General features: G+C 75.1%; 14 protein-coding genes. All 14 read right to left on the bottom strand.

Translation table 11 applies throughout. The annotated features are described in order from the left end of the window. Positions 1-633 (bottom strand): SDR family oxidoreductase (locus ACFW1I_RS36100; RefSeq protein WP_384677966.1); only part of this gene is annotated, 633 nt, incomplete at its 3' end. After that, positions 630-1,328 (bottom strand): hypothetical protein, encoded by a 699-nt coding sequence (locus ACFW1I_RS36095; RefSeq protein ID WP_384677964.1) that lies wholly within the window; start codon positions 1,326-1,328, stop codon positions 630-632. The genes ACFW1I_RS36100 and ACFW1I_RS36095, both read right to left, overlap by 4 nt. Further along, positions 1,318-1,917 carry an NADPH-dependent FMN reductase gene (locus ACFW1I_RS36090; protein WP_384677962.1) on the bottom strand — a complete coding sequence of 200 codons (600 nt, stop codon included), beginning with the start codon at positions 1,915-1,917 and terminating at the stop codon, positions 1,318-1,320. Before ACFW1I_RS36090 ends, ACFW1I_RS36095 begins: the two co-directional genes overlap by 11 nt. Further along, the gene (locus tag ACFW1I_RS36085; RefSeq protein WP_384677960.1) at positions 1,914-3,155 is read right to left on the bottom strand and encodes an MFS transporter; all 1,242 of its coding nucleotides are present in this window, start codon (positions 3,153-3,155) and stop codon (positions 1,914-1,916) included. The genes ACFW1I_RS36090 and ACFW1I_RS36085 overlap by 4 nt, the downstream gene beginning before the upstream one ends. Beyond that, positions 3,152-4,135, bottom strand: a complete 984-nt coding sequence (locus tag ACFW1I_RS36080) for an LLM class flavin-dependent oxidoreductase (protein ID WP_384677958.1) — start codon at positions 4,133-4,135, stop codon at positions 3,152-3,154. The genes ACFW1I_RS36085 and ACFW1I_RS36080 overlap by 4 nt, the downstream gene beginning before the upstream one ends. A gap of 92 nt (positions 4,136-4,227) precedes the next feature. Beyond that, on the bottom strand, positions 4,228-4,995 hold the full coding sequence (locus ACFW1I_RS36075) for an SDR family NAD(P)-dependent oxidoreductase (RefSeq protein WP_384677956.1): 768 nt from the start codon (positions 4,993-4,995) through the stop codon (positions 4,228-4,230). After that, positions 4,992-6,221: an FAD-dependent monooxygenase gene (locus ACFW1I_RS36070; RefSeq protein WP_384677954.1), complete on the bottom strand. Its 1,230-nt coding sequence runs from the start codon at positions 6,219-6,221 to the stop codon at positions 4,992-4,994. Before ACFW1I_RS36070 ends, ACFW1I_RS36075 begins: the two co-directional genes overlap by 4 nt. Before the next feature lie 2 nt (positions 6,222-6,223). Next, positions 6,224-7,162, bottom strand: coding sequence for an aromatase/cyclase (locus ACFW1I_RS36065; protein ID WP_384677952.1), 939 nt, complete (start codon positions 7,160-7,162; stop codon positions 6,224-6,226). Positions 7,163-7,196: 34 nt separating this feature from the next. After that, positions 7,197-7,988, bottom strand: coding sequence for a 3-oxoacyl-ACP reductase FabG (gene fabG / locus ACFW1I_RS36060; RefSeq protein WP_384677950.1), 792 nt, complete (start codon positions 7,986-7,988; stop codon positions 7,197-7,199). 11 nt (positions 7,989-7,999) lie between these two features. Continuing rightward, positions 8,000-8,269: an acyl carrier protein gene (locus ACFW1I_RS36055; RefSeq protein ID WP_384677948.1), complete on the bottom strand. Its 270-nt coding sequence runs from the start codon at positions 8,267-8,269 to the stop codon at positions 8,000-8,002. A 64-nt stretch (positions 8,270-8,333) separates the two neighbouring features. Next, positions 8,334-9,554 (bottom strand): ketosynthase chain-length factor, encoded by a 1,221-nt coding sequence (locus tag ACFW1I_RS36050; RefSeq protein WP_384677946.1) that lies wholly within the window; start codon positions 9,552-9,554, stop codon positions 8,334-8,336. Next, a complete protein-coding gene (locus ACFW1I_RS36045; RefSeq protein WP_384677944.1) occupies positions 9,551-10,831 on the bottom strand; it encodes a beta-ketoacyl-[acyl-carrier-protein] synthase family protein in 1,281 nt (426 codons plus the stop codon). Before ACFW1I_RS36045 ends, ACFW1I_RS36050 begins: the two co-directional genes overlap by 4 nt. Next, positions 10,828-11,154, bottom strand: a complete 327-nt coding sequence (locus tag ACFW1I_RS36040; protein WP_384677942.1) for a TcmI family type II polyketide cyclase — start codon at positions 11,152-11,154, stop codon at positions 10,828-10,830. The genes ACFW1I_RS36045 and ACFW1I_RS36040 overlap by 4 nt, the downstream gene beginning before the upstream one ends. A 62-nt stretch (positions 11,155-11,216) precedes the next feature. Beyond that, on the bottom strand, positions 11,217-12,205 hold a 989-nt coding region (locus tag ACFW1I_RS36035; RefSeq protein ID WP_384677940.1), incomplete at its 5' end, for an FAD-dependent monooxygenase.

The raw sequence follows: 12,205 nt of genomic DNA, 5'->3' as shown, positions 1-12,205 counted from the left end.
CACGCCCCCCCCCGGGCCGCCCCCTACCCCCCCCCCCGCCCCCCGCCCCGGCAGCGACTCGGGGCCGGTGATCCGCAGCACCCGGCCCCGCAGGTCGTCGTCCAGCAGCGCCCGCACGCCCACCTCGGCGACGTCGCCCTCGTGGACGGGCTCGCTGTACGTCTCCGGATAGGCCACCCGCACCCCCTGCCCCGACCGGATCGGGGCGGCCCACTGGAGCGCGTTGGAGGCCAGCGCCCCCGCCCGCAGGAACGTCCAGTCCAGCCCCGACGCCCGCAGCGCGTCCTCCGCCCCCCGGTGCTGCAGGGCGATCGGGCTCCGCTCGGCGCCCTCCTCGTCGATCGCCAGCGACGAGAACAGCACGACGTGCTCGACGCCCGCGGCCACCGCCTCCCGGGCGAACCGCCCGGCGGTGTCGGGCCGCGCGTACAGGAACACCTTCCGCACGCCGGCCAGCGCCGGGGCGAAGGTGGCCGGCTCGGCCAGGTCGAGCCGGACCGGCGGCTCGCCGCCGACCGCCCCCACGGGCTCCGCCGAGCCGCTGGCGGCGCGCACGTCCGCACCGGCGGCGCGCAGCCGGCGCAGCACGGCGCCTCCGACCCGGCCGCGGACTCCGGTCACCAGAACGGTCATGAAAGGCTCCTGTCCAGGCCGGTACCGGACCGGCCGAGGTCGATGGCGTGGTGCAGGTGGAACCGCTGGAAGCCGACGGGCCGGACGCCGGGGGTCGCCCCGGTGGCCCGCAGGGTGGCCCGCCGGGCGGCGCCCGCCAGGAACGCCTCGTGGGCCTCGTCGCTCGTCCAGCGCGCGAAGTTGAGGACGCGGCTGCCGTCCGTGCTGAGGTGGAAGTGGGCGCTGAGCATGCCGCGGAGCCCGGCGGCGGGCGTGTCGTCGAGGGCACCGAGGACGGAGTCGACGATCCGGTCCTGCCGTTCGGCGCCGTCCACGTCGAAGCTCGCCACCACCGCACAGCCCGGCGGCCGCGCGGAGGACGCGAGGACCACGCCGCGGTCCGGCCGGTACTCGACGGGCTCGGCGCGGGCGGCCCCGCGCAGCGACCGCACGAAGGGCCGGTAGACGGCCGGGTCCCGCGCCTGCACATAGGTGAGGACCGTGTCCTCGTCCGTGCTGAGGTAGGCGTGGAAGGAGAGCAGGCCGTCCGGCGGGGCGGCGGTGCGCCACTGGGTCGCGATCTCGTCGAGGAGCCGCGTCCCGTCGGCGCGCCCCGGCACGTACCACCGCGTCACGAAGACGGCGGCCGCGTCCGGCCGGCCCGGGTCGGGGCCGGGGCCGGGGCCGGGCGGAGCGGGGCGGAGGTCACGTGCCATAGGGGTGCTCCAGCCGTGCCGTCCGCAGCGCCCGCCCCCACCACACCAGCTGGTCGAGCAGGAGGACCGCGGCCGCGTCGGCCGCCTTGTCGCCGACGACCCGCCCCTCGGCGTCCAGCCGTTCCCACGCGGTGTGGAAGCTGACGGTCTCCCGGACCGTCACGGCGTGCAGCTCGGCGAAGACCTGCCGCAGCTGCTCCACGGCGCGCAGTCCGCCCGCCAGGCCGCCGTAGGAGACGAAGCCGACCGGCTTGGCGGCCCATTCGGTGAGGAACCAGTCGAGGACGTTCTTCAGCGAGGCGGGGAAGCTGTGGTTGTACTCCGGCGTCACCACGACGAACGCGTCCGCACCGTCCAGCACCGAGCGCAGGCGGTCCCGGACGGCGGCCGTGCCGGCCGGCGGCTCCTGGCCCGGCTCGGGCAGCGTCAGCGGCAGCGGCACCTCCCGCAGGTCGACGGTCTCGACGGCCAGGCCGGGGTGGGCCAGGGCCCGGGCGGTGAACCAGTCGGCGAGGGCGGGGCCGAGCCGCCCGTCGCGGACGCTGGCCGTGATGACGGCCACGGTGAGCGGGGACGGGGCAGTGGTCATGAGCGGACCTTCCGGGAGGAGGGACGGAGAGCGGGCAGGGCGGCGGCCAGGCCGACGGCGGCGGCCACGGCCAGCAGGGCGAACGCGGGCCGTCCGCCCCACCCGGCGGCGAGGAGCGCGCCGGTCGCCGGCAGCAGCACCACGGCGCCGAGCTGCACCGCGGCCTGATAGGCGCGGACGACCGCCGGCCGGTCCTCGGCCGGACCGGCCGAGGCGGCCCGCAGGTTGAGCGCGGCGAAGGACAGGACGAATCCGGCGCCGACGAGCAGGAGCACCGGGAGGACCCCGGTGGCGTACGAGGAGAGACCGGGCCGGATCAGGAGGAGGACGTACCCGGCGAGCGGCGCGGCGGCCCCCAGTGCGATCAGCCGACCGGCGTCCCAGCGGGCCGTCATCCGGGCGGCGAACGGCACCGTCACGGCCAGCGGCACGCACGCGGGGAGCAGCGCGAGCGCGTTGACCCAGGGGGACCAGCCCCACCGCTCCTGGAAGTGCAGCGTGAGGAGGAAGAGCACGCTGTGGTACGTGCCGTTGAGCGTCGCCGCCCCCACCGCCGTCCGCAGCAGCGGGCCGTCGCGCAGCAGCCGCGGCGCCGCAGGGGAGCGCCGCACCGGGACTCCGCCGCCACCGTCGCGGGGGAGCACCCGCAGCGCCGGGACCAGCACGAGCAGGGCCAGCGGCGCCGGGAACGCCAGGGTCCAGCGCCAGTCCGCCTCCAGCAGCGCCCCCGACAGCAGCAGCCCCGCCGTGAACCCGGCCGCCCCGCACAGCGAGTACACGGACACGGCGCGCCTCCTGCGGGGACCGTCGGGGAACGCCCCGGCGATGATGGCGAGCCCCGCGGGAGCGGTCAGCGCGGCGCATCCGCCCTTGACCACCCGGGTGGCGACGATCAGGGCCGGGTCGTCGAGCAGGCCGCCGGCCACGGACGCCGCGGCGAAGCCGAGCATCGCCGCCAGGTAGACCCGCCGGGTGCCGAGCCGTGCCACCAGCCGCGCGCCGGTGAGCAGGGCGGCGGCGAAGCCCAGTGCGAACCCGCTCATCAACCACTGCGCGCCGGCCGGCGACAGGCCGAGCTCCGCCCGGATGTCCGGCAGGGCCACGAGGACCACGGAGACCTCGACGGCGTCGAGGATCATGTTGGCGGACAGCACCAGCAGGATCGTCCGGTGCCGCACGTCCCAGCTGTCCGTCTCCGGCGGGCTCCCGGCGGCCTTCGCCGTGGCGCCGCCGGTCACCGGAGGCCGGGTCCTGCGGCGAGCAGCGGCGGCAGCTTCTCCGTGATCAGCCCGACGTTCTCCTCGACCAGGTCGTCGGGCATGCCCGCGATGCTCGCCCAGAAGATCAGGTGGCGCACCGGCAGCCCCGCCGTGAGCTCCTTGATCCGGGCGGCGGCGTCCTCGGGGGTGAGGATGTCGAGGAGCCCCCGGGTGTCCGTGGCATCCGGGTCGCGCAGGTCCGCCAGGGTCAGCGGCGGCGGTCCTTCGAGCCCGGTGCCCTGGAGGGCGCCCTGCCGGTAGGAGTTGACCTGGTGCAGCAGATGCGGGCCGATCCGCTCCCAGGCCGCCTCCGGGTCGGTGGACAGGATGATCGGCAGCAGGTCGGAGACGCGGGCCGTCTCCGGCGGGTGGCCGCCCTCCGCCAGGCCCCGCAGATAGTGCTCGTGCACGCCGCGGTCGATGTGCAGCAGGCCGAGGCCGAGCCGGCCGGCGATGCGGGCACCGCGCGGCCCGTAGAAGCCGCCCCACACCGGCGGCGGGTCCTGGATCGGGGCGGGGGTGATCTCCCCTTCCCGCCACAGCCGCAGGATCTCGGCGATGTTCCGCTCCGTGTGCTGGAAGCGGCGCCCGAACTCGGCGTCGTACAGGGCGTATTCGGGTCGCCGATAGCCCGCGCCGAGACCGAGTTCGAGCCGGCCGCCGCTGATCAGGTCCACCAGGGCGGCCTGTTCGGCGAGGTCCACCGGGTGGTGGAGCGCGGGCAGGACGACGGAGGTGCCGATCCTCGCCCGGCGGGTGCGGGCCGCGACGGCGGCGGCGAAGGTCAGCGGCTGGGGCAGGTAGCCGTCCTCGAAGAGGTGGTGCTCGGTGAACCAGAGGCCGCCGACACCGCGCCGGTCGGCGTCCTCGCACAGGTCCAGGGTGCGCGCGTAGTGATCGGCCCAGGGACGGTGCCAGGCCCGGGGATTGCGCAGGTCGAAGAGGAGTCCGAGGTCCACGGCGGGCTGTTCCGCCGACGGAGACGATGGAGACGACGGGGTCGACGGGGTCGACGGGGACGACGGGGTCGACGGAGGCGGGGTCGGCGGCGTCATCCGAGCAGGGTCCCGCCGCTGGCGTCGACGAAGGACCCGGTGATCCAGCGGGCCTCGTCGGTGGCGAGGAAGGTGACGACGTCGGCGACGTCGCCGGCCTCGCCGACGCGGTGGAAGGCGGAGAGCGCCGCCATCTGCTCGACGGCCTCGGGGACGGAGAAGACGGCGCTGCCGTTGTCGGTGATGCCGGGCGCCACGCTGTTGATCGTGATGCCGCGCGGGGCGAGCTGCCGGGCCAGGTGCAGGGTCAGCTGCTCGATCGCCCCCTTCGTCATCGCGTAGGCGACCTGGTCCGGATTGGCGACCCGGGTGAGGCCGGACGAGATGTTGATGACGCGCCCGCCCGCGGGGATCTGCGGCAGGGCCCGCTGGAGGAGGAAGTAGGGGGCCCGGGCGTTGACGGCGAAGAACCGGTCGAACTGCTCCGGGGTGACGTCCTCGAAGGCGATGCCGCTCTGGCTGGTCTCGCCCGCGTTGTTGACGACGATGTCCAGCGTCGTGGTGCCGGTCCGTTCCTTCAGCGCCTCCTCCAGGCCGAGGAAGAGCTCGTGGACGTCGCCCGGCACCCCGAGTTCGGCCCGGACGGTGAAGCCGCGGCCGCCGTCCTTCTCGATGAGCCGCAGCGTCTCTTCGGCGGCCTCCTGGTTCCCCGCGTAGTGCACGGCGACCAGCGCCCCCTCGCGGGCGAGGCGTACGGCGATGGCGCGGCCGATGCCGCGACTGGAGCCGGTGACGAGCGCGGTCTTGCCGGTGAGCCGGGTCATGCGGCCACTCCTTGGTCCGGTCGGTGGTTCGGTGGCGCGGCGTCCGGTTCGTGGTCGACGCCGCTGATGATGCGGGCGAGATATCCGGCCGCCGAGTCGAGGTCGAGCAGCTCGGCCATGACGGTCCGCAGCCCCTCCACCTCGGGCCCGCCGAGCAGCAGCCGGGACTGGGCACGGATGCCCGTGAGGGTGCGGGCGCCGACGCGGTGCCGCAGTCGCTCGTACTCCGCCAGCCCCGCGGACGGGGTGCGGCCGGTGAGGTGGTCGGCGAGCCGGTGGCCGAGCGCCGCGGCGTCCTGGAGGCCGAGGTTGAGGGCCTGCCCGCCGACCGGCATCTGCACGTGGGCCGCGTCGCCCGCCAGGACGACCCGCCCCTTCACGTACCGGGCGGCCTGGCGGCTGGTGTCGTCGAAGGCGTCGAGCCACAGCGGGGTGCCGTGCCCGATGGACTCGCCGGTGACCTTCGCCCAGGCGGCGGCGACCTCGTCGAACGACGGCGGACCGGTCCGGGGGACGGGCCGGGCGCCGTGGACGTGCACCATGATCCTGGTGGTGCCGTCCGGCCAGCGGTGGGCGGTCGCCAGGCCGTTCGCGCGGCGTTCGAAGCGCCGGTTGGGCACCCCGATGCCCGCCACGTCCGCGCGCAGCATCTCCAGCGTCGGATCGTCGCCGGGGAAGTCGAAGCCGGCGAGACGGCGCACGGTGCTGCGCTCGCCGTCACAGCCGACGACGTACGAGGCGGCGAACCGCCGCGGCCCGGAGTCCCGTTCGATGCCGCTGACGACGACCCGGTCCGCGTACTGGTGCAGCCCGGTGACCGCGTGCCCGCGCCGCACCCGGGCGCCGAGGCCGGTCGCCCAGGCGCCCAGCGCCGCTTCGAGGCGCGGCTGCGGGCACTTGAACTGTCCGGCGTACGGGTGGCCGGGCGCGGCGGCCCGCAGATCGAGCGGGAGGCCCCCGAAGTGGCCGGGGCCGCCGGGCGGCAGCGGGCCGAGCCGGGCCAGCAGCCCGCGCTCGGCGAGCAGCTCCATGGTCCGGGTGTGCAGGGTGGAGGCGCGGGACTCGGTGGCCGGGGCGGCGAGCTGTTCGAGCACGGTGACGCGGACGCCGGCCCGGCGCAGGTCGCCGGCGAGGAGCAGGCCCACCGGACCGGCACCGACCACGATCACGTCGGTCCGCTCCGGCGCGCCCGCGTACGGGGGAGCGGTGCGGGGAGGGGAGGCCATGGTCAGCGCCGCTCTTCCGCGTACCGCTTGGCGAGCCCCAGGGTGGCGCGGCTGTTCCCGCCCAGTGCCTCGCGGATGAAGGCGCGGGCCTCCGGCACGCCCGCGTCCGGGCCGAGGACCTGGGGGATGGCGTCGGCGTTGAGGATCACGGTGTGCTGGGAGGTGGCGGTGGTGACGCCGTCGGCGTCCTCGGTGAGCTGCCAGTAGCCGGTGTGCAGGGCCAGCAGGGCCGGCAGCGTGGTCTGCTTGTAGGCGATCTTGTGGTGGGGGAAGGAGACCCGGACCGACTCGGTGGTGTGGACGGAGCCGTCCTTGGTACGGGTGTCCATGCGCAGGGTCTGCAGTCCGGGCGTGGGCTCGGCGAACTCGACCGAGGCGACGTGCGGGAGCCGTTCGGTCCACCGGTCGGCCTCGTTGAGGAAGTCGAAGACGTCCTTGGCCGCCCCCTCGACGCGGACGCTGTCCTCGAAGGAGAGGGTCAGCTCGTCCGCCTGCGAGGCCCGCTCCAGGTTCTCCTTGAGGGCGGGCAGTTCGGCCCGGCTGTTGCGGTCGACGGCCTGGTCGATCCAGGTCAGCGACGCGGGGTCGTCGTCGATGGCGCGGTAGGTGTGCAGCAGCCGCACCCGGGTCTCGCCGGCGGCGACGGACTCCAGGATCCAGGTGCCGGTCATCTCGGCGATCGGAGGCGAGGAGACCTCCTGCCAGAAGCGGATGCGCAGGCCCTCGGGGTCGAGGACCCGGCGGGACGTCCAGTTCTTGGCCTCGCCGTTGGCGGTGGCCCAGATCCGTATCCGCTCCTCGTCGCCGGTCCGCTCCAGGCGGTCGACGTACACGGACGGCGGGAACAGCCGGGGCCAGTTCTCCACCTCGGCCAGCAGGCGGTACACCTCCGTGGCATCGGCCCGCACGGTGATCTCGTGTTCGACCTCGCGAACGGTCATGGGGAACTCCTGGGAGGAAGGGGGTGGGCGGGGGTCAGAAGTTGCCGAGGCCGCCGCAGACGTTGAGGGCCTGCGCGGTGATGGACGCGGCCGTGTCGGAGGCGAGGTAGCCGACGAGCCCGGCGACCTCCTCCGGGGTGGAGTAGCGGCCGAGCGGGATCTTCGCCCGGAACTTCTCGAGGATCGCGTCCTCGCTGGTGTCGTAGGCGGCGGCGTACCCCTGCCGGACGCGCTGGGCCATGGGGGTCTCGACGTAGCCGGGGCAGACCGCGTTGACGGTGATGCCGGTCGGCGCGAGCTCGTTGCCGAGCGCCTTGGTGAAGCCGACGACGCCGTGTTTGGAGGCCGAGTAGGGGGCGCCGAGGACGACCCCCTGCTTGCCGGCCGTGGAGGCGATGTTGATGATCCGGCCGCGGTCCTTGGCGCGCAGACCGCCGGCGTTCAGGACCTCGCGGGTGACCCGGAAGACGCTGGTCAGATTGGTGTCGATGACGTCGTCCCACAGCTCGTCGGCGAGGTCCGCGGTGACGCCGCCGCCGCTGCGGCCGGCGTTGTTGACCAGCACGTCGACGGGCCCGAAGCGCTCCACCGCGGCGCTCACGAACGCGCGTACGGCGTCGGGGTCGCGCACGTCGAGGACGGTGCCGTCGACGTCGAGGCCCTCCGCGCGCAGCTCCTTGACGGTGGCCGCCACGTTCTCGGCGCCGCGCGCGCCGATGAAGACCCGGTGGCCCTGGGTCGCGAGCAGCCGGGCGACGGCGAGGCCGATGCCGCTGGTGGCACCGGTGACCAGGGCGACGCGGGGGGCGGGGTTCCGCTGGGTCATGGCCGGCCCCCTCAGGCGGCCCGGGCGGCGGACAGATGGGCGTTGACCGCGTCGACGAGCGCGCCCGGCGTGCGGGCCTCGCCGAGCGTGTCGTCGTCGAGGGTGATGCCCCACTCGCGTTCGATGCGCCCGGCGGTCTCCAGCAGGGCCAGGGACTCGTATCCGAGCGCGTCGAACCCGGTGTCGCGGATGTCGCCGTCGAGGTCGACGCCCTCGTCGGCGCCGGCCGCCTCGCGCAGCACGCGGCGCAGGTCGTCGAGGGTGAAGGTGGTCGTGGACATGGGACTGCCTTTCGTACGGGTCGTGTCGGGTCGGGTCGGAGCGGGATCGCGGGGTGGGGGAGGGTCAGTCGCCCGGCGTGCGGACCACGAGGGCGGAGTTGAAGCCGCCCTGTCCGCGGGCCAGCACCAGGGCGGTGCGCAGGCGGGCCGGGCGCGGGGCGCCGGTGACCAGGTCGAGGGCGTGGGCGGCGGCCGGGCGGGTGGCGACGGTCGGCGGGATGACGCCGTCGCGCAGCGAGAGCAGGGCGGCGGCCAGGTCGAGCGGGGCCGCCCCGGAGTAGAGCCGGCCGGTCATCGTCTTCGGGGCGGTGACCGGGACACCGCGCGGACCGAACACCTCGGCCAGGGTCGTCGCCTCGATCCGGTCCAGTTCGGGCACGGCGGCGGCGTCGGCGAAGACGACGTCGACGTCGCCCGGGGCGATGTGGGCGTCCGCCAGGGCCAGCTCGACCGCGCGCCGCAGACCGGGGGGCCGGCCGCTGTCCGGCCGGGGGTCCATCGTCGCCGCGTGGCCGGCGATCTCGCCGTACACCCGGGGAGCCCCCCGGCGCCGGGCGTGCTCCGCGTCCTCGACGACCAGCAGCGCGCCGCCCTCTCCCGGCACGTGCCCCGACGCCTCCGCGTCGAACGGCACATAGGCCCGCTCCGGGTCGTGCCGGGTGGTCAGCCGGCCGCCGGCCTGCTGGGCGACCCAGCCCCACGAGCAGATGGAGGCGTCGACCGCGCCGGAGACCACCAGCGAGGTGCCCTTGCGGACCTGCCGGCGGGCCTGCGCGACCGCGTCGAGCCCGCCGGCCTGGTCGCTGACGACGACGCTGCTGGGCCCGCGCAGCTTGTTGCGGATCGAGATCTGGCCGCTGTTGACGGCGTAGAACCAGGCGAACGACTGGTACGCGGAGACGTACTGCCCGCCCCGGCTCCACAGCGCCTTCAGCTCGTTCTGCCCGAACTCGAAGCCGCCCGAGTGGGAGGCGGTGATCACGCCGGCGGCGTAGTCGGGCAGCTCCTCCGGCGTCACCCCGGCGTCGGCGAGCGCCCAGTCCGCGCTCACCAGGGCCAGCCGGGTCATCCGGTCGGTCTGCGGCAGCAGCCGGCTCGGCAGGTGCTCGCCGGCCTCGAAACCGCCGATCTCGCCCGCGAGCCGCGACGGGTAGGAGGAGGCGTCGAAGCGGGTGACCTCCCGGATGGCGCTGCGCCCGGCGAGGGTGTTGCGCCAGTACTCCTCCAGGCCCAGTCCGTTGGGCGCGGCGACGCCGAGGCCGGTCACCACGGCCGTGGCGCTCATCGCGCGCTCCGGTCGGGCCGGGCGAGGACGACGGCGCTCTGGAAGCCGCCGAAGCCGCTGCCGACCGAGAGCACGGAGTCGACGAGCTGGTCGCGGGCGGTCAGCGGCACGTAGTCCAGGTCGCACTCGGGGTCGGGGTGGTGCAGGTTCGCCGTCGGCGGGACGACATGGTGCTCCATCGCGAGCGCCGAGGCGGCGAGTTCGATGGAGCCGATGGCGCCGAGCGAGTGCCCGATCATCGACTTGATGGAGCTGACCGGGGTCCGGTACGCGTGCTCACCGAGGCTGGCCTTGAAGGCGGCGGTCTCGTGCCGGTCGTTCTGCTTGGTGCCGGAGCCGTGCGCGTTGACGTAGTCGACGGCCTCGCGGTCGAGGCGGGCCTCGTCGAGGGCGACCCGGATCGCCTCGGCCATCTCCCGGCCGTCGGGGCGCAGTCCGGTCATGTGGAAGGCGTTGGAGCGGGTGGCGTAGCCGGCGACCTCCGCGTAGACGTGGGCGCCGCGGGCGCGGGCCCGGTCGAGGCGTTCCAGGACGAAGACGGCGCAGCCCTCGCCGAGGACGAAGCCGTTGCGGCTCGCGTCGAAGGGGCGCGAGGCGTGCTCGGGGTCGTCGTTGCGGGCGGTGGTGGCCTTGATGGCGTCGAAGCAGGCCACGGTGATGGGGGAGATGGGGGCGTCGGTCGCGCCGGCCACCATCACGTCGGCGAGACCGTCGCGGATGACCTCGGCCGCGTAGCCGACGGCGTCGAGTCCGGAGGTGCAGCCGGTGGAGATCACCGTGCTGGGTCCCTCGGCGCCGACCGCCCACGCGACCTCGGTGGCGAAGGAGCTGGGGACGAGGAAGTTGTACAGGTGCGGCACCGCGTACCGGTCGTCGACGACGTCGAGCCGGCCGCCGTCGCTGACCGTGCGGTACTCCTGGTCGAGGCCGGTGGTGGCGCCGACGGCGCTGCCGATGGTCACGCCGGTGCGGGAGGGGTCGAGGGCGTCGAGGTCGAGCCCGCTGTCCGCGACGGCCTCCCGGGCGGTGACGATCGCGAACTGCGCGGCGCGGTCCGTGCGCCGGATCTCGTGCGGGGTCAGGCCGGCCAGCTCGGCGTCGAAGTCGACCTCGGCGGCGATCTGGGAGCGGAACGGCGACGGGTCGAAGAAGGAGATCCGGCGGGTCGCGGTGCGGCCGTCGGTCAGCAGCTGCCAGAAGTTCTTGGTGCCGATGGCGCCGGGCGCCGTGACCCCGATGCCGGTGATGACGATCCTGCGGTCGTCGGGGCGGCTCACCGGGCGCTCCAGTGGTAGAAGCGGCGGGCCATGGCGTCGGCGGGCGAGCGCCAGGTGGCGGGGTCGTAGGCCTCGATGTGCGGCTTCAGGTCGTCGCTGATGGCGACGAACCGAGGATCGGTCTTGGCGCCCTCGATGCGGGCGCCGCCGTCGGGTTCGTCGAAGTCCTGGAGGTGGAAGTACAGGCCGCGGTAAGCGAAGAGCTGACGTCTGCGGGTGCCCATCAGGTGGGGCATCTCCGTCGCGTCGAACGCGCCGAAGAGCCGGGCGACTTCGTCGTCCGAGCCGGTGGCGAGCCGGGCGACGATCAGGGTGCTGTGCATCGATACCTCTCTCGGGAGCCGGTGCAGTGCGGTGGGGTCGGGACGTGGGCCGGGTCGTCGGGTCAGGCCGGTGCCGGGTGCGACCGGCGGGGCGCCGCCGGGGGCCCGAACCAGCGGTCCAGGGCGGTGGGCAGGTCGTCGTGGCTCCCGGGCGCCGCCCACGCCACGTAGCCGTCGGGGCGCAGCAGCACGGCGGCGGTGTCGTGGGGGACGGGCTCCCGGGGCGCGGCGGTCACCACGTCGACGCGGTCGCTCCAGGGCGCGGCCCGGCGGCGCAGCCACGGGTTGTCGTCGAGGTCGAGCAGGACGCCGCGGCCCCGGGCCGCCAGCGCGGCGCTGGTGGTGGGCCGGCCGGCCACGGTCAGGGGCAGGGCCGGCAGCCGGGCGCCCAGCCAGGGGTGGCTGCCCGCGCCGACGTCGTACCGGATCTCCACGCCGCTGACCTTCGCGGCGAGATGGCGGGCCACCTCCTCGTACGACACGAGCTCGCCCAGCACCTCGCGCAGCGGCCCCACCTCGGCGCCGCCGAGGATCAGCAGGCTCTGCGCCTGGGTGTTGGCGAGCAGCCGCCTGCCGACCGCGTGCCGCTCGGCGTGGTACGTGTCGAGGAGCGCGGCGGGCGCCCGCCCGTGGAGCACGGCCGCCAGCTTCCAGCCCAGGTTGACCGAGTCCTGGATGCCGGTGTTCATGCCCTGCCCGCCGGCCGGCAGATGGATGTGGGCCGCGTCGCCGGTCAGCAGCACCCGGCCGCGCCGGTACTCGGTGACCAGCCGGGCGGCGTCGGTGAAGGCGCTCACCCAGACCGGGTCACCGTGGGATATGTCGTGGCCGGTCAGGCGCTTGTAGGTGTCGGCGACCTCCTCGAAGCGGGGCGGGGCGGTACGGCGACGGGGCGGGGTCCCGCGCTCACCGACGATCAGCCGGTGCACGCCGTCGCCCAGCGGCGCGGACATCACCAGGCCGCCGGGGACCGGCTCGCCGACGGCCCGGGGAGGCACCTCCACCCCGCGCACGTCGGCCAGCAGCAGCTCGGTGGTCGCCTCCGTACCGG

It is taken from the genome of Streptomyces sp. NPDC058955 (assembly GCF_042741435.1).
Taxonomy (GTDB): domain Bacteria; phylum Actinomycetota; class Actinomycetes; order Streptomycetales; family Streptomycetaceae; genus Streptomyces.
This window is presented reverse-complemented; position numbering and strand designations above follow the sequence as displayed.